This is a genomic window from Sanguibacteroides justesenii, from assembly GCF_003204205.1.
GTDB lineage: Bacteria > Bacteroidota > Bacteroidia > Bacteroidales > Marinifilaceae > Gabonibacter > Gabonibacter massiliensis.
Map to the genome: position 1 here is coordinate 109,101 of NZ_QJPL01000003.1, position 16,838 is coordinate 125,938.

A 16,838-nucleotide genomic window follows, 5' to 3' on the forward strand; every position below is an offset into this window, starting at 1 on the left:
AAAATTCACGTGTCAAAATCTCGTTTTTAACATTTGGGTTACCGATTCAGGAACTATTTACAACTTAGTATAGCACGAGCGGTTTTTGCCGCTTTCATTTTAACATTTGGGGTGTCGATTTACCGGTAATATTTCACGGCGTTTCTGACCTTTTTATCTAGTTCTATTATCGCATCGTTTGGCGTGGTTAACCCCTCCTTTAAATTACAGGCATCGTTCACGGCTTGCCTCAAATCGTAGGCTTGTTTCTTGGATAAAACGCCCTTCTTTTGAGCCTCGTTTATTTGCTCGATCATCTGCACCTGACCGCCTACCCTTTCAATCAATGAAAGTATGCCCATTTTATAAAGTTCTTGCTTTGTCCTCATCGCTTGTAAATTTAATGATACATCGTTTATTTTCCTTATGGTTTTGTACGTCTCCTTCCATCGTTTCATTATGCCGATGTAAAAAGCCTCGTTGTAAAGCAATCCCCCGGTTACACGTTCCACGTTAAAAGTGGACGGTAAACGTTGCAAGAACCTCGTTTCATACCTTAACACGTTCCTGTTCTCGTACAATTCAGGGATTATCTTTCCCTTGGCTTTTTGCTCCCTCACCTTGTCATAGAATATAATCGTGTTCTTGTGATTGAAATAATATAACGCCCCTTCTGGAATCATGGGGGATCGTTTGTAATACTTCAATTCTCCCAGATGGTTAAAGTAGTTTTCCACGGGTTGCCTCATGATGAAGTTTTGGGATAGGTCTATCCTCGTTACCGTCGCTTTATCCACGTGCAGGTGCAAAGTGTCTGATAACTTCTCTATCGCCCTCTGCGTGTCACCCCGGCCTAGCGTTTGGAAATTATCCCCAAGGTAAAACTTGCAAAGGCTACCACCCGTGATGTTAACCCCGTCTTCCCTGACCGCTATTTTATACCCGTCGAGGTTCCCGGTTATAACCGTGCCATTTTCAAACGTGTGTTCTCCTGTCACGCTGAAATAGCACGGTGTTTCTCCCAAAAAGTCCACGTTTACCCCGTCACTCTTTCTTAACTTAAAATCTATATTGTCATACATAACGGTTACCGATTTAGTAACAGAATACAGATTGTAATAGATGGGGGTTAATTTAACTAACTCCCTCATCAGTGGCGGTTACTGATTTGGTAACCCGCTTCCTTAACCCTTGCATCTCGTCATTGTATTCCCCCTCGCACACGGCGTTATAAAGTGCCTCCCGGTTATTTCTCTGTCCCCTCGCTATGAACACCTCCACGATCGCCCCCGGTTGTATCTTCCCCTCTATAAACTTGGCATCACGGTGTACAAATATGAAGGCGTCAGCCGTCCCTTTCATGTCCCCGTACCAGTAGGGCAACTCTAAATCGGGATTGTAAATACTGCTAATGTGTGTACTCTTGGATAACGCCAAATCCGCTTTCCTCTGTTCCCCCGCCTTGGTGTGCGTGTTATCCCCGATGTAAATGAACAATTCACGTGTTTTGTTCCTTAACATCTCTAGCGGGTCATAGCTGCCAGTTGACGAGGTGCAGTCTATCCTTAACTTGCTCTTTTGATTTGGTAATTTTTCAAAACGGTAGTAGTCTGTGAATATCATAGTACACCCCCTTTTTTCATGCAGTAATTTTGGGCTTTTTGTTCTATTTCTTCACTTGTACATGCACGATTTCTTTGCAACCATTGCTCTATCTCTACACGATTGAAATAACACATCTTTCCCATCGGTTTAAAATGTGGTATCTCGCCCCTCATCGTGAGTTTGTATAAATAACTCTTTGAAATACCCATGTATCGGGCTGCTTCATCACTCGTTAATACTTCTTTTGTGCAAAATATAGTGTTAGCTGTCACCTCGTCGGCAACTTGTTTTAAAACCTCTGTCATGTCTTTTTTATTTAGAGGGTTTTGGCTGCCGGGGGAAAGGTGCAAGACTTCCCCGTCTTTGCCGTGTAGATTCATAATCCACTCTTGCACACGTGTAATTATGAATCTATATAACAAAGGAAAAAATAATAATTAAAAGAAAATATTATTACTTGGGAATACTGTTGAAAAATGAAATATGACCGTTAAAACGGGTAGCAACGGATCGTATTTCATAAATTTATGCGTGTTTGAATTTTATATACTTTATATATAGTATTTTATCTATGTTTCCCAATTTCTTTTTTTATGTCTTTTAGGCTATAATAAAAAAATGGGTATTCCCTATTGTATTTTACTCCATTTATGACGATTTCAAAATAATCCACGTGGAAAGTTTTTATAATCCCGTTCTCCTTCCAACGGGATATAGTTGCGCTTGAAACTTCCAACGCTTTGACTAGTGCCGTGTTGCTAAAGATCGTATCGTTTTCTTCTAGTTCCATGTAGTTATTATCGTCTGTTATCCAATAAAGGTGTATATCAATCTTCCCGATGTTTAAATTAATATCGGTTAATGAATTGTTTCCCCCGTTTTGTTGCATCCATCTAAAATTATCTAGGAATACCCCTCCTTTAAAGCCTCTTTTGTACTTGTTGATATTGCCAATAATTTCATGTGCATTCTTCACCTTGTATGATTTTGTTTTACGTGATTTTTGATTTTTGGTGGGAGATTTATACTCTTTGCACGTTAATAAAGCCTTTTGAAAATTTTTCCTATTTACAAATCCATCAGTTTGTTCTATTCGATCAAATAAGGCGAGAATATCAAATATTTTTACCCACGGGTCTATCATGTGATCATAGTTTAAGCATTGGTAGGCTGTTTATTGCATCCTCTTTCAACTTATCCACGGCACGGGTGTACTTCTCCGTGTGTTTTAGTCCAGAGTGCCCCAAAAGGCTCGATACGGTCTTTATATTGGCTCCATTGTTAAGGATATTCACTGCAAATGAATGTCGGGCACAATGCCAAGTTATATGCTTGGTAATACCGGCTCTCGCCGTCCAGTGTCTTAACGCTTTTAGGCACATGGTATGGGATGGAAGTTTAAATATTACCTCGTCTATATTGTTAGGAGTTGGAGGTGTGCCGATGAGGGAAAGTAAGCCGTCATTTAATGGTATAACCACGCTGCTAGCTTTGCTATGTCCGCTTGTTTTGTTTTGCTCAAATGATAGAAGCCTGTTTGAATAATCCACGTTTGAGAACCTTAACGCCACGATATCACAAAAGCGTATCCCCGTGTAAAGGCAAAATATAAATGATCTTCTTATGTCGGGATTTTGACCTTTATAGCGGGTGTTTAGTAGTATTTCAATCTCTTTAATACTTAGAATATCCTTTTTTATAACTTGATCGTCTATTTTGCAAGTGATACCGTTGCATGGGTTTTTGTGTATCACGTGGTGTTCCTCTGCATGCTTGATAACCTTTTTGAATCGTTGGAATATAGTGTGTGCTCCCTCTCCAGCACAAATACTTTGTAAGTATTCAACAAACTCTAACATCAAATTCCGGTTGAGGTTGTTAGGCTTGATGAAATTGGCATAAACGGGGTGTTTTTCAGCAAGGAACGATTTAAACTTACATAGAGCCATCATAATAACCCTAATATCTTTCTTTTGGTAATTGTCTATGTAGTTTTGAAAGTAATCCAAAAAATTGATATTGTCTTTCTTCTCTAGCCGGTACCCCAACTCCCCGGCTTTCATTTCTTGTTCTCGTTCAAACCTTATCTTTTTGGCAAGTTCTAGGGTTTCCTTGTTTTGTTGTCGTTCTATCGGGGTTCTGGGGGCTTGCCAAAGGTAAAGTTTTAAATATTCTCTTTTGTTGTTTACCCTTTTGTACTCCTTCCCCGTGTTTGAGCTAATTGATATTGAAAAACCTAAGTAGTGGTCGAGAAAAAGACTCTCCCTGCCATCACTTAATACTTTTGCACCTAATTTAGGGTTGTCGGTGTTGTCCGTGCTGATAATATACGTGTTATCCACCCTGTAATTCTTTCTCGTTGCCATCGTAGCCTTTTCTTTTGTTTTCCTTTTATTGCAAATATAGTTATATTTTTTCACTCAGGTATAAACAGGGTATAAACTTTTGGAAAAACAAGGTCTTTTTTATAAAACCAAGAGAAAATAAAGATATTGATAATCAGTATGGTTTGATTCTCTTGCTTTCTCTTGTTTTATGTCATTTATTCCCGCCCTGGGTACAAAGCCTCCGAGAAATCGGAGGCTTTTTCTTTTCGTAATATGGTGGCGTTTCCATGCGAATTGTCTAATTTTGTAGGGAGGGTTTTCAATAAAGATAATATGGATTATAATAAGATTTTTAACGAGGAAGCGACAGAACGCCTGAAGGAGGAAATATGTGATATCGGGAAGAGGATGTGGCAACGAAATTACGTGGATGGAAATGGAGGGAATATCAGCGTACGCCTGAACGAGAGTATGGTGTTATGCACTCCTACTTATATCTCTAAGGGATTTATGAAACCGGAAGATATGTGTATGGTGGATATGCAGGGACGACAGCTCGCGGGAGAACGACCGAGCACGAGTGAAATAAAAACCCATCTTGCTGTTATGCGCCGGAATCCGAATGCATGGGCTTGTGTACATGCCCATCCGCCTTATACGACCTCTTTTGCTTTGTGCGGACATCTGCCGAAGGAGGGGGTGGTTTCGGAAGCGGAGATATTTTTGGGAGAGTTAGGATTGGCGTCGTACGCGAGACCGGGGTCGAAGGAGATAGAAGAGGCGGTTGGCGCTTTGGCTTTGGGGCGTAACGCAATTATAATGCAAGGACATGGTGCTATTACCTGGGGAAAAAGTGTGGAAGAGGCCTATTGGAAGTTGGAAAACCTCGAAGCTTATTGTCAGGCAGTACATCTGGCGGAATGCCGTAAGGATATTTTAATCCCCTTTTCGGAGGAAGAGAGGAAAGATTTGAAACGTTTACGGGAAAAATTTGAGCAATGAATGCGATTTTCGATATAGTGACTGTTCGGGCGGATTATGAACAAGGGGCATTGATCGTTATCGATCAAACGCAACTTCCGAACAAGGAAATATACCTGGCGTTGAAAACTCCGGAAGAGATATGGGAAGCGATATACTCGTTGAGGGTGAGAGGGGCTCCGGCGATCGGGGTGGCTGCCGCTTGCGGGATTTCGGTGTGTATGCAGAACTACCGGGAAGAGGATGTGCAGGGCTTTCATAAAGAGTTTGACCGGATAAAGAGCTACTTGGCAACTTCTCGTCCGACGGCCGTAAATCTGTTTATGGCTTTAGATAGGATGGAAAATTGTATCCGGGTGCATGAACCCGATGGCGTACGGGGGATGAAAGATGCTATGCGGCGGGAGGCGGAGGCCATTCGTTCCGAGGATGCAGCAGCCTGTCGGCGGATAGGGGAGTGGGGGTTATCGTTATTATCTCCCGGAATGGGTCTGCTGACTCATTGTAATGCCGGTCATTTGGCAGTTTCCGAATATGGAACTGCATTGGCTCCGATCTATTTGGGGCAAGAGAACGGATATGATTTTAAGGTGTTTGCGGATGAAACTCGTCCGTTGTTGCAAGGGGCCAGGCTAACGGCTTTCGAACTAAAGAGAGCAGGAGTGGATGTCACGTTGATATGCGATAATATGGCGTCGATTGTAATGCAAAAAGGGTGGGTTCAAGCCGTTTTGGTCGGATGTGACCGGGTGGCCGCCAATGGAGATGCGGCGAATAAGATAGGAACTTCTGGAGTCGCTGTTCTGGCAAAACATTACGGGATTCCTTTTTACGTGTTGGGACCGACTTCTACGATCGATTTGGCTTGTTCGACGGGTGAGCAAATCCATATAGAAGAGCGTCCTCCTGAAGAAGTTACCGAGAAGTGGTATGTTCATCGAATGGCTCCGGATAAGGTAAAAGTATATAATCCTGCTTTTGATGTTACTCCTCGTAATCTGATAACGGCCGTTATTACGGAAAAAGGGATTGCATATCCTCCTTTTACCGATTCTTTCCGAAAATGGCTGGAATAGAAGACTTTTAACAGTGTATAAGACATTTTGGCATTTATTTTTCCGTAATTATGACAAAATGTCTTATTTGCGTGGGCATTTTGAACTATTCGGTTTCGGCATAGAGGCAGGAAAAATTTTCTATGTATTGATAATCATGGTTTTATCTTGTGCGTCTTTTTGTAGAAGGAAATGTGAAACTTTTAGTTTATAGATTCGGTATACCCTTTGTATTTCCTTAAACACGAAAGGAGCATGAGACTATGAACATGAATAATTATACAATTAAGTCGCAGGAAGCCGTGCAGGAAGCCGTGCAGATTGCGCAGGAAAAAGGGCAACAGGCCATCGAGACGGGGCATCTGTTGAAAGGTATTATTGCTAAAGGTGAAAATATCACTAATTTTATTTTTAACAAATTGGGAGTTAACGGACGGAACGTGGTTTCGGCTTTGGATCGGATGATTGATTCCTATCCGAAAGTTTCCGGAGGATCGCCTTATCTTTCCGAAGATACCAATAAGGTGCTGGAAAAAGCAACGAAGATTGCGGGGGAGATGGGTGACCAGTATGTCTCTCTGGAACACATTATATTGGGCTTGTTATCCATCCGGGATCAAGTTTCGCAATTATTGAAAGATAGCGGAATGACAGAGAAGGAAGTCAAAGCTGCTATCGAGGAGTTGAGGAAGGGTTCGAAAGTGAATTCGCAGTCGGCCGAAGACAATTACGATGCATTGGGGCGATATGCCATTAATCTGAACGAGCGGGCTCGCGACGGTAAGCTGGATCCGGTGATCGGGCGGGACGATGAGATTCGTCGGGTATTGCAAATCTTATCCCGGAGAACGAAAAACAACCCGATTTTGATCGGGGAACCGGGGGTCGGTAAGACGGCTATAGCCGAAGGGTTGGCTCAGCGTATCGTTAACGGGGATGTCCCTTCGAATTTGGCATCCAAGAGCATCTATTCCTTGGATATGGGAGCTTTGGTTGCCGGCGCTAAATATAAAGGAGAGTTCGAAGAGAGGCTAAAGGCCGTGGTGAATGAGGTTTTGGCGTCGGAAGGGGATATCATTCTCTTTATCGATGAGATCCACACGTTGGTGGGGGCCGGGAAGTCGGAAGGGGCGATGGATGCGGCCAATATTTTAAAGCCGGCGTTGGCGCGGGGAGATTTAAGGGCTATCGGAGCGACGACTTTGAACGAGTATCAGAAATATTTTGAACAAGATAAGGCTTTGGAACGTCGATTTCAGAAAGTGATGATCGATGAACCCGATGTCATGAGTGCTATCAGTATCATGCGGGGATTGAAGGAGCGATATGAAAACCATCATAAAGTGCGGATTACGGACGATGCCATTATTGCTGCCGTTGAGTTGTCGCACCGGTATATATCCGATCGTTTCTTGCCGGATAAGGCAATTGACTTGGTGGATGAAGCTGCCGCAAAATTGCGGTTGGAGATGAATTCCGTTCCTGAAGAGATCGATGAACTGGATCGTAAGATCAAACAGCTTGAGATAGAGAAAGAGGCGATCAAACGGGATGGAAAAAGCAAGAAGTTGGATGAGATCCAAAAAGAATTAGCCGATTTGAATCAGGAGCGTACGAAATTGCGGGCTCAATGGGAGTCTGAACGATCTTTGATCGATGAGATTCAAAAAAATAAAGATGCCATCGAACAGTATAAATTTGAAGCTTCCCGTTCGGAGCGGGAGGGAGATTACGGAAAGGTGGCCGAATTGCGTTACGGTAAAATAAAATCTGCGGAACAGCGGATTGAGGAGATTAAGACGAAGCTGGCCGATATGAAGCATGGAGATTCTTTGATTCGGGAAGAGGTTACGGAGGATGATATAGCTTCGGTCGTATCTAAATGGACCGGAATACCGGTAAGCCGGATGATGCAAAGCGAACGTCAGAAATTATTGCATTTGGAGGAAGAGTTGCATAAACGGGTAGTCGGTCAGGACGTGGCTATTGCCGCTTTGGCGGATGCCGTGCGTCGTAATCGGGCCGGATTGCAGGATGCCAAACGACCGATTGGTTCGTTTATCTTTTTGGGAACGACCGGAGTCGGTAAGACGGAGTTGGCCAAAGCGTTGGCCGAGTTCCTGTTTGACGACGAGTCTTTGATGACCCGCATCGATATGTCCGAATACCAGGAGCGTCATTCTGTCTCTCGTTTGATCGGGGCACCTCCCGGATACGTGGGATACGATGAAGGCGGTCAATTGACCGAAGCCGTACGCCGGAAACCCTACTCTGTTGTTTTGTTGGATGAGATAGAGAAAGCGCACCCGGATGTATTCAATATCCTTTTGCAAGTATTGGATGACGGTCGGTTGACGGATAATAAAGGCCGGGTGGTGGATTTTAAAAATACCATTATCATCATGACTTCTAATATCGGTGCTCATATTATCCAGGAGAAGCTAAAGGACTTAAACGATAATAACCGGGATGAGGTATTGGAAAAGACCAATGACGAGGTATATGAATTGTTGAAGAAAACGATTCGTCCGGAATTTCTGAATCGTATCGATGAGGTGATTATGTTTACTCCTTTACAAAAATCCGAGATTGTGGATATCGTTCGATTGCAGGTTAATGGTGTCAATAAAATGCTTGCTAACAATGGAATTATTTTGGACGTAACGGGTAAAGCGGTCGAGTGGATCGCGGAAGCGGGTTATGATCCGCAGTTCGGGGCGCGTCCCGTTAAACGAATTATCCAACGAAACTTGTTAAATGACCTTTCCAAACAGATATTGGCCGAACAGGTTTCCAAAGATAGCCATATCGTTGTGGATGTTGAGAACGATCACTTGATTTTTAAAAATAAATAAAAAATGGCGTTGAAACAAAAAGCCGGTCGAAATTTTACTTTCGACCGGCTTTTTGTTTCATGTGGTACTCGAGGCGGGACTTGAACCCGCACAGCCGCAATGGCCACGGGATTTTAAGTCCCGCGTGTCTACCGATTCCACCACTCGAGCAACATTGAAAAAGAACGAGCGAAAAACGGGACTCGAACCCGCGACCCTAACCTTGGCAAGGTTATGCTCTACCAACTGAGCTATTTTCGCAAATATAATCAATAACACTTTTGGCATCTTCAAACCTTACCAAGGTTACATCGGTGACGCTTCGCTTTGGGCAAGGTTATGCTCTACCAACTGAGCTATTTTCGCAAATATAATCAATAACACTTTTGGCATCTTTAAACCTTACCAAGGTTGCATCGGTGACGCTTCGCTTTGGGCAAGGTTATGCTCTACCAACTGAGCTATTTTCGCAAATATAATCAATAACACTTTTGGCATCTTTAAACCTTACCAAGGTTACATCGATGACGCTTCGCTTTGGGCAAGGTTATGCTCTACCAACTGAGCTGTTTTCGCAAATGCGAACGCAAATATAGGGCATTTTTTCTATCGTACAAACGAATTCTCTTAAAAATATAAGGAATTATTTCGGTTTTATATATTAAATTCTGTTTCTCATGTAGTTATTGAACGGATTTAGAGGCCGTTTTTTTTGTTTTTTTTATTGAAATGATTGTTCTCGGGTTTAGAATGATTATATTTGTCGTGTTTTTTAAAGAAAAGAGATGTCTCATACAGGAAGTAGAAGGGTAAAAGGATCATACTTTGTTTCTACGATCAGTATTGCTTTGGTGCTCGTGGTCGTGGGTGCTCTCGTATTTATTCTATTGAATGCCCGCATGGTGTCGGATCATGTTAAACGTAATATCGGTTTCGTTGTCATAATTAAGGATAATACAAACGAAGCTGAAATTAAGCGGGTGCAAAAAATCTTGGATACCCGTCCCTATACTTATTCTTCTCAATATATAACGAAAGAGCAGGCTGCTGCTGCTTTCAAGAAAGAGATGGGAGAGGATTTCGAAGCTATATTAGGTGCGAATCCGCTTTTGCCTTCTATCGAGATTAAATTGAATCCGGCTTACGCGAATAACGATTCTTTGGCGATGGTCGAAAAAGGATTGGCCAAATTCGATATCATTCATGATGTTTATTACCAGAAGTCGATGATACAGAGTATCAATGAGAATATTCGTCGGATAAGCGTATTCTTTTTGATTGTCGGGGCCGTTCTGATGTTGATATCGTTTACCTTGATCCGGAATACGATACATCTGGCCGTGTATTCACAGCGTTTTTTAATAAAGACGATGCAGTTAGTAGGGGCAAAATCTTTCTTTATTTGCAAGCCGTTCGTGTATGACAGCATGTGGAGGGGGTTCTTCGGAGCTATGATCGCGAACTTGGTGCTGTTGGGTGCTATATTTTTTCTACAAGAGAATATAGGAAGGGTGATGAATATTATACATCGGGATACGATCGTTGTTATGGTGGCGTTTGTCGTTCTTTGCGGTATGTTTTTATCGTTTATATCGGCTTGGTATTCTGTTCATCGATATTTGAACAGGGATTTAAATGAATTGTATACATAAAAAAAGATATATGGTAAATGATTTGAAAGAAAAGAAGGATGGTTTCCCGATACCCAAGAGTAACTATAAATTTATTTTGATCGGTTTCGGGATTGTCGTGCTCGGATTTTTATTGATGATGGGAGGCGGATCTGATTCTCCGGATACTTTTAACTATGACATTTTTAGTTTTAGGAGAATTACCTTAGCCCCGATGGTTGTTTTATTCGGTTTCGGTTTCGTGTTCTGGGGCATTATGCGTAAACCTAAAAAAGAGGAGAAATAGATGTAGTATTGAGGTAGGACGAAGAGATGTTATAGGAATTTTCCCGTTCTCAATTTAATATAGATTTATGGAGTGGTTTGAAGCATTGGCGCTCGGTATAATTCAAGGATTAACAGAATTTTTACCTGTAAGCAGTTCCGGACATTTACAAATTTTCGGTGCATTATTTGGAGTTGAGGCTGAAAAGAATCTGACGTTTGCCGTTGCGGTTCATGCGGCGACCGTATGCAGTACGATTGTGATCTTGTGGAAAGAGGTTTCTGTTTTGTTCCGGGGATTTTTTAGTTTCAGGTATAATGACGAGATGGCTTACGTGTTGAAAATATTTATATCGATGATTCCGGTGGCGATTGTGGGGTTTTGTTTTAAGGATTTTGTAGAAGAGATATTCGGTTCGGGCTTGTTGATCGTGGGTTGTATGTTGTTAGTGACCGCGTTGCTGTTGACTTTTGCCTACTACGCCAAACCTCGGGAGAAAGCCAATATCTCTTATAAGGACGCTTTTGTGATAGGTTTGGCACAAGCGTGTGCCGTATTGCCTGGATTATCCCGTTCCGGTTCGACGATAGCGACGGGTATATTGTTGGGGAATAAAAAAGAGATTGTTGCCAAATTTTCTTTTTTGATGGTTTTGATACCCATTTTGGGAGAAGCTATGCTGGATTTGGTAAAGGGGGATTTTTCTTCCGGCGACGGTGTACCTGTTGTATCTTTGATTGTCGGGTTTATCGCTGCTTTTGTTTCCGGATGTATCGCTTGTAAGTGGATGATAAGCATTGTAAAGAGAGGAAAATTGATTTGGTTCGCCATTTATTGTGCTATTGTGGGAATATTGACAATTGTGTTGGGATGACAGAAGTTTGGAGTAAGATTCGATTTCGAGAAGAAGGAGATTTTCAGGCGGGAGCTGTAATCGTGATCGATAAGCCTTTGCGTTGGACCTCTTTTGACGTGGTGAATAAGGTTCGGATCTGTTTGAAAAAGAAATTCGGTAAGATAAAGGTAGGGCATGCGGGGACATTGGATCCGTTGGCGAGTGGGGTCGTGATCGTATGCGTTGGAAAGGAGACGAAGGAGATCGAAAGATACATGGGAGAAGAGAAAGAGTATGTTGCGGAGATAACTTTCGGACACACGACTCCTTCTTACGATCTGGAGACATCTTTTAACGGGACCTTTACGTATGAGCATGTGAACCGTATGTTGATGGAAGAGGTCATTACTCGTTTTGTCGGTGAGATTGAGCAATATCCCCCGATTTTCTCCGCTGTACGAGTAGATGGGGTTCGTGCTTACGAGAAAGCCCGTAAGGGTGACGAGGTGGAGATGAAGAGTCGTCGGGTGACGATTCGGGAGATTGAGATTGTGAAAATGGAACTTCCCGTGGTTGAGTTAAGAATCGTGTGTAGTAAAGGAACATATATACGTTCGTTGGCACATGATTTAGGACAGGCCTGTGGAAGCGGTTCGTATCTTTCTGCTTTACGGCGAAGCCGGGTGGGCGGATTTAAAGTGGAAGATGCTTGTAAAATGAATGAAGTAGTTGAAACGTTGCAGGAAATGCTGTGATTTTCAAAATTTGATAAATAATAAATTAGTTTACTCATATGAAACTATCGAAATTTAAATACAAGTTGCCTACGGAATTAATAGCATTACATCCCATGCAGAATCGGGACGAGAGTAGGTTAATGGTATTGGATAGAAAAACAGGAAAGATTGAACATAAAGTATTCAAGGATGTTATTGATTATTTTGAAGAAAAAGATGTTTTTGTGTTCAACGATACAAAGGTATTTCCTGCGAGGTTGTATGGGAATAAGGAGAAAACCGGAGCCGAGATCGAAGTGTTTTTGCTGAGAGAGTTGAATCGGGATCTTCGGATTTGGGATGTTTTGGTAGACCCTGCTCGTAAAATCCGGATCGGGAACAAATTGTATTTCGGGGAAGATGACAGTATGGTTGCCGAGGTTATCGATAATACGACTTCCCGCGGTAGAACGTTACGTTTTTTGTTTGATGGGGAGTATGATGAATTTAAGAAGGAACTGTATGCTTTAGGAGAGACTCCGTTACCTCGTTTTATCACTCGAAAGGTAGAACCGGAAGATGCGGTACGTTATCAGACTATTTTTGCGAAAAAAGAGGGAGCGGTCGCTGCTCCTACAGCCGGGATGCATTTTAGCCGGGAGTTGATGAAGCGTATGGAGATCAAAGGAATCGATTTCGCTTATATCACACTGCATGTCGGATTAGGGAATTTCCGGGAAGTTGATGTGGAGGATCTGACAAAACATAAGATGGATTCCGAACAGATTATCGTAGGGTCCGAGACGGTGAAAATAGTGAATGATGCCAAGGATGAAAAACATAAGGTTTGTGCGGTGGGTACTACTGTCGTTAGAACGTTGGAAAGCTGTGTTACGACAAAGGGTCGTTTGACGGAATTTGACGGATGGACGAATAAATTTATTTTTCCTCCTTATGATTTTAGTGTACCCGATGCTTTTGTATCTAATTTTCATCTGCCCTATTCGACCTTACTGATGATGGTGGCAGCTTTCGGAGGTTATGATTTTGTTATGGAAGCTTATAATCAAGCTGTTAAAGAAAAATATAGATTCGGAACTTATGGGGATGCCATGTTGATCCTGTAAAATGAGATTGTCCGAGAATCGTTTTTCAGGCGACTCTATGCCAATGAATTAATTAAGAGGAGGGAGGCTTTGGGCGAGAGGATCGTTCCTGGAAATTTTTGAGACATCTTTTGAAAAAACAAGAGAGGGTGCATCCTGACGCATGGGAACACCCTCTCTTTTCAAAATAAATAATGTTGGAAGCGAGAGAATTATTACAGTTATTTCAAAAACATCCTGTTGTGGACGAAATTCGAAAATCTTTGAATGGATGTCCGGATGTTAAATTGAAAATAGAAAATGGAGTCGGTTCGGTACTCTCTTTTATCGCGGCTGTTCTTGGAAAAGAGAGCGAGGGAGTACAATTGTTCGTATTGAATGATAAGGAAGAGGCGGCCTATTTTTATAATGATCTGTTATTTCTTTTGGGGGAAGAAAAACTTCGTTTTTTGCCTGCTTCCTTTCGTCGTTCCGGTAATTTTGAGGATAAGGATAATGATTCGATTCTGGTGCGGACGGAGGTGTTAAACGCGTTGGTGGATAAGCAGGTCGGTTGGGTGGTGACTTACACGGAGGCATTGGCTGAAAAGGTAGTGAATAAAGAGGTTTTAGCCGATATGTCGATGCCTGTTTCTAAAGGAGATAAGTTGTCGATCTCTTTTCTGGAAGACCTGCTTTCGGAGTATAATTTTGAAAGGAGTGATTTTGTATATGAACCCGGACAATTTTCAATACGGGGGAGTATTGTCGATATCTACTCTTTCGCGGAAGAGCGTCCTGTACGTTTGGATTTTTTCGGGGACGAGGTAGAGAGTATTCGTTATTTTGATGTGGAGACCCAACTTTCGGAACAACAAATAGAACGTATCGTGCTCGTGCCGGATTTAAGTGAGACCGTAGATGGCGGCAAATCCGGGACGTTGGCCGAATTCCTCGGGAAAGGAGTGATTTGGTGGTTAAAAAACACTTTTTTGATCCGTGATCGTTTGAATACATTAAAACAGGATGATCCGGGTGATTTGTTGGTTGTTGCCGATGATCTCCTGCAAATGGTCGGGAAGTGTCCGGTTGTTGAATGGGGATCGGATCTTTATTTTCGGGGGCAGGTTCTGAGAATGGAGACTGAATTACAACCGGCAGTAAACAAGCAATTCGATTTGTTGGCGGAACATTTGCAAAGTAAACAACGAGAGGGATACACGCTTTGCGTTTGTTCAAATAATGAAATGCAGCTTCAACGGTTACGGGATATTTTTTCGGACAAGGGATATATCGTAAATTTTAAGTCCGTGGAGGGGACTATACACGAGGGGTTTTGTGACGTACAATTGAGGATTTGCATATATACGGAGCACCAGATTTTTGATCGTTATCATAAGTATCGATTGAAAACGACACAGATAAGAAAAGGGAGGGAATCTATTACGATTAGTGAATTGCAAAATTTACATCCCGGTGATTATGTCGTTCATGTGGATCATGGGATCGGCCGGTTCGGCGGGTTGGTCAAGATTAATAACGACGGCCGTGAACAGGAGGCCATACGTTTAGTCTATAAAAATAATTCGGAATTGTATGTCAGCCTTCACGCTTTACATAAGATCTCTAAGTATAAGGGAAAGGACGGTGTTCCTCCGGTTGTCAATAAATTGGGGGGAGATGCTTGGAACCGTTTGAAGCAGAAAACGAAATCCAGGGTGAAAGATATTGCCCGGGAGCTGATAGCGTTGTATGCCAAACGTCGTAAAGAATCGGCCTTTGCCTATTCTAAGGATAGTTATTTGCAGGAAGAGATGGAAGCTTCTTTTATGTACGAGGAGACCCCCGATCAGATGAAGGCGATTCAGGCCGTAAAAGAAGATATGGAAAATCCGCACGTGATGGATCGGTTGGTGTGTGGAGATGTCGGCTTCGGAAAGACGGAGGTGGCGATAAGAGCTGCTTTTAAAGCCGTTGCGGATAGTAAGCAGGTGGCCGTTTTGGTACCTACTACGGTTTTAGCTTATCAGCACTATAATACTTTTATCAAAAGGCTTGCAGGGATGCCTTGTCGGGTGGAGTATATCAGTAGAATGAAAAAAAGTTCCGACATAAAACGGGTACTGAGAGAGTTAAGCGAGGGGAAAGTAGATATTATCATCGGGACTCATCGTTTAACGAGCTCCGATGTGCATTTTAAGGATTTGGGGCTATTGATTATTGATGAAGAGCAGAAATTCGGGGTGGCCGTAAAAGAGAGGCTGAAACATTTGAAATTGAATGTCGATACGATTACCATGACGGCAACGCCAATTCCCCGGACCTTGCAATTCTCTTTGATGGGAGCAAGAGATATGTCGATTATCCGGACGCCGCCTCCCAATCGCTATCCTATTGTTACCGAATTGCATCGTTTTGATGAAAAAGTTATAAAAGAGGCGATCTCTTATGAACTGGCACGTGGCGGACAGGTATTTTTCATTCATAACCGGGTGGAGAATATCCGGGAGATTCAATACCTGATTCATCGTCTGATTCCGGGAGTGAAGAGCTGTGTGGCCCACGGGCAGATGAACGGAGAGGATTTGGAAACCGTGATGCATGATTTTATACGGGGAGATTATGATGTATTGATAGCTACGACTATTGTGGAATCCGGTTTGGATATTCCTAATGCCAACACCATGATTATCAATCAGGCACAAAATTACGGATTGAGTGATCTGCATCAATTGAGGGGACGGGTGGGGCGTTCTAACCGGAAGGCATTCTGTTATTTGTTGACTCCTCCGTTGGAATTGATCAATCAAGATGCCAGACGACGCTTGAAGGCGATAGAGGATTATAGCGGACTCGGGAGTGGTTTTAATATTGCGATGCAAGATTTGGATATTCGCGGTGCCGGCAATATTTTAGGTGGAGAGCAGTCCGGATTTATTGCCGAGATCGGTTACGAGACCTATCAACGGATATTGAATGAAGCTTTGTTGGAGTTGAGGGATGAAGAATTTCCGGAATTGGAAGAAAGAAAATCGGAAAATAACGAGTATTTTTCGGTGGATTGTGTTATCGATACGGATTTTGAGATTTTGATTCCTGAAGCTTACGTGGAGAATGTAAGCGAACGGATTCGTTTATACAGGGAGTTGGATAATATCACGGATGAGAATACGTTACAGCGATTTGAAATTGAATTGCGGGATCGTTTCGGAGAGATTCCGGTACAAGTTGAGGCTTTGATGGAGGTGGTCCGAATCCGGAGAAGGTGCGTGAACTTGGGAATAGAACGTTTATTGGTTAAAAACGGTAAGATGGTGGCTTATTTTATCGGCGATCAGCATTCTTCTTATTACGCTTCTGCTATTTTTACGGCCGTTTTGAAGTTTGTACAAAAACAGGTTGTTCCTTGTAAAATGAGTGAACGAAACGATAAATTGACACTCGTGTTTACGGGTATTGAAAATATTGGGCGGGTATCCGGGATAACAAAGGCCATGGAAGAATTTACGGAGAAAAATTAATATG

14 protein-coding genes and 2 tRNA genes are annotated in these 16,838 nt (G+C 42.4%); 9 read left to right on the forward strand and 7 right to left on the reverse strand.

What is annotated here, in order from left to right; translation table 11 throughout:
• Positions 1 to 119: 119 nt before the first annotated feature.
• From DMB45_RS05740 to DMB45_RS05760, 5 genes are all read right to left on the reverse strand, one after another.
• Complete coding sequence (locus DMB45_RS05740; protein ID WP_110688548.1) at positions 120 to 1,061, reverse strand: phage/plasmid replication domain-containing protein; 942 nt, start codon at positions 1,059 to 1,061, stop codon at positions 120 to 122.
• 52 nt (positions 1,062 to 1,113) lie between these two features.
• Positions 1,114 to 1,500, reverse strand: a complete 387-nt coding sequence (locus tag DMB45_RS05745) for a hypothetical protein (protein WP_237143281.1) — start codon at positions 1,498 to 1,500, stop codon at positions 1,114 to 1,116.
• A gap of 98 nt (positions 1,501 to 1,598) precedes the next feature.
• A complete protein-coding gene (locus DMB45_RS05750; protein WP_110688600.1) occupies positions 1,599 to 1,889 on the reverse strand; it encodes a helix-turn-helix domain-containing protein in 291 nt (96 codons plus the stop codon).
• A gap of 260 nt (positions 1,890 to 2,149) precedes the next feature.
• Complete coding sequence (locus DMB45_RS05755) at positions 2,150 to 2,728, reverse strand: hypothetical protein (RefSeq protein ID WP_110688550.1); 579 nt, start codon at positions 2,726 to 2,728, stop codon at positions 2,150 to 2,152.
• 4 nt (positions 2,729 to 2,732) lie between these two features.
• Positions 2,733 to 3,950, reverse strand: a complete 1,218-nt coding sequence (locus tag DMB45_RS05760; RefSeq protein WP_110688551.1) for a site-specific integrase — start codon at positions 3,948 to 3,950, stop codon at positions 2,733 to 2,735.
• Between the two features lie 294 nt (positions 3,951 to 4,244).
• Between DMB45_RS05760 and DMB45_RS05765 the strand changes: the two genes are divergently transcribed.
• The 3 genes from DMB45_RS05765 (at position 4,245) to clpB (ending at position 8,802) form a co-directional block, all read left to right on the forward strand.
• The gene (locus DMB45_RS05765) at positions 4,245 to 4,913 is read left to right on the forward strand and encodes a class II aldolase/adducin family protein (protein WP_160289629.1); all 669 of its coding nucleotides are present in this window, start codon (positions 4,245 to 4,247) and stop codon (positions 4,911 to 4,913) included.
• On the forward strand, positions 4,910 to 5,968 hold the full coding sequence (mtnA, locus tag DMB45_RS05770) for an S-methyl-5-thioribose-1-phosphate isomerase (RefSeq protein ID WP_041505498.1): 1,059 nt from the start codon (positions 4,910 to 4,912) through the stop codon (positions 5,966 to 5,968). The genes DMB45_RS05765 and mtnA overlap by 4 nt, the downstream gene beginning before the upstream one ends.
• A 242-nt stretch (positions 5,969 to 6,210) precedes the next feature.
• Positions 6,211 to 8,802 (forward strand): ATP-dependent chaperone ClpB, encoded by a 2,592-nt coding sequence (gene clpB, locus DMB45_RS05775; protein WP_110688553.1) that lies wholly within the window; start codon positions 6,211 to 6,213, stop codon positions 8,800 to 8,802.
• A gap of 62 nt (positions 8,803 to 8,864) precedes the next feature.
• Here clpB and DMB45_RS05780 read toward each other — a convergent pair.
• Both DMB45_RS05780 and DMB45_RS05785 read right to left on the reverse strand, forming a co-directional pair.
• A tRNA-Leu gene (locus DMB45_RS05780) sits at positions 8,865 to 8,952 on the reverse strand.
• A gap of 17 nt (positions 8,953 to 8,969) precedes the next feature.
• Positions 8,970 to 9,042 (reverse strand) — tRNA-Gly (locus DMB45_RS05785).
• Positions 9,043 to 9,566: 524 nt separating this feature from the next.
• On the opposite strand from DMB45_RS05785, the gene DMB45_RS05790 reads away from it, so the two are divergent.
• From DMB45_RS05790 to mfd, 6 genes are all read left to right on the forward strand, one after another.
• Positions 9,567 to 10,433 carry a cell division protein FtsX gene (locus tag DMB45_RS05790; RefSeq protein ID WP_041502728.1) on the forward strand — a complete coding sequence of 289 codons (867 nt, stop codon included), beginning with the start codon at positions 9,567 to 9,569 and terminating at the stop codon, positions 10,431 to 10,433.
• A gap of 10 nt (positions 10,434 to 10,443) precedes the next feature.
• Positions 10,444 to 10,698 carry a DUF3098 domain-containing protein gene (locus DMB45_RS05795; RefSeq protein ID WP_041502729.1) on the forward strand — a complete coding sequence of 85 codons (255 nt, stop codon included), beginning with the start codon at positions 10,444 to 10,446 and terminating at the stop codon, positions 10,696 to 10,698.
• Between the two features lie 67 nt (positions 10,699 to 10,765).
• On the forward strand, positions 10,766 to 11,551 hold the full coding sequence (locus DMB45_RS05800; protein ID WP_041502730.1) for an undecaprenyl-diphosphate phosphatase: 786 nt from the start codon (positions 10,766 to 10,768) through the stop codon (positions 11,549 to 11,551).
• On the forward strand, positions 11,548 to 12,267 hold the full coding sequence (gene truB / locus DMB45_RS05805; RefSeq protein ID WP_052634455.1) for a tRNA pseudouridine(55) synthase TruB: 720 nt from the start codon (positions 11,548 to 11,550) through the stop codon (positions 12,265 to 12,267). The genes DMB45_RS05800 and truB overlap by 4 nt, the downstream gene beginning before the upstream one ends.
• A 38-nt stretch (positions 12,268 to 12,305) precedes the next feature.
• Entirely contained in the window at positions 12,306 to 13,355 is a 1,050-nt protein-coding gene (gene queA, locus DMB45_RS05810) for a tRNA preQ1(34) S-adenosylmethionine ribosyltransferase-isomerase QueA (RefSeq protein WP_041502731.1), read from the forward strand.
• Between the two features lie 173 nt (positions 13,356 to 13,528).
• On the forward strand, positions 13,529 to 16,834 hold the full coding sequence (gene mfd / locus DMB45_RS05815; RefSeq protein ID WP_162835845.1) for a transcription-repair coupling factor: 3,306 nt from the start codon (positions 13,529 to 13,531) through the stop codon (positions 16,832 to 16,834).
• Positions 16,835 to 16,838: the final 4 nt, after the last annotated feature.

Bases quoted from the DNA above. Each gene is read 5' to 3' on its own strand.
- DMB45_RS05740 (WP_110688548.1), bottom strand. From the start codon at position 1,061: ATGTATGACAATATAGATTTTAAGTTAAGAAAGAGTGACGGGGTAAAC.
- DMB45_RS05745 (WP_237143281.1), bottom strand. From the start codon at position 1,500: ATGTTAAGGAACAAAACACGTGAATTGTTCATTTACATCGGGGATAAC.
- DMB45_RS05750 (WP_110688600.1), bottom strand. From the start codon at position 1,889: ATGACAGAGGTTTTAAAACAAGTTGCCGACGAGGTGACAGCTAACACT.
- DMB45_RS05755 (WP_110688550.1), bottom strand. From the start codon at position 2,728: ATGATAGACCCGTGGGTAAAAATATTTGATATTCTCGCCTTATTTGAT.
- DMB45_RS05760 (WP_110688551.1), bottom strand. From the start codon at position 3,950: ATGGCAACGAGAAAGAATTACAGGGTGGATAACACGTATATTATCAGC.
- DMB45_RS05765 (WP_160289629.1), top strand. From the start codon at position 4,245: ATGGATTATAATAAGATTTTTAACGAGGAAGCGACAGAACGCCTGAAG.
- mtnA (WP_041505498.1), top strand. From the start codon at position 4,910: ATGAATGCGATTTTCGATATAGTGACTGTTCGGGCGGATTATGAACAA.
- clpB (WP_110688553.1), top strand. From the start codon at position 6,211: ATGAACATGAATAATTATACAATTAAGTCGCAGGAAGCCGTGCAGGAA.
- DMB45_RS05790 (WP_041502728.1), top strand. From the start codon at position 9,567: ATGTCTCATACAGGAAGTAGAAGGGTAAAAGGATCATACTTTGTTTCT.
- DMB45_RS05795 (WP_041502729.1), top strand. From the start codon at position 10,444: ATGGTAAATGATTTGAAAGAAAAGAAGGATGGTTTCCCGATACCCAAG.
- DMB45_RS05800 (WP_041502730.1), top strand. From the start codon at position 10,766: ATGGAGTGGTTTGAAGCATTGGCGCTCGGTATAATTCAAGGATTAACA.
- truB (WP_052634455.1), top strand. From the start codon at position 11,548: ATGACAGAAGTTTGGAGTAAGATTCGATTTCGAGAAGAAGGAGATTTT.
- queA (WP_041502731.1), top strand. From the start codon at position 12,306: ATGAAACTATCGAAATTTAAATACAAGTTGCCTACGGAATTAATAGCA.
- mfd (WP_162835845.1), top strand. From the start codon at position 13,529: ATGTTGGAAGCGAGAGAATTATTACAGTTATTTCAAAAACATCCTGTT.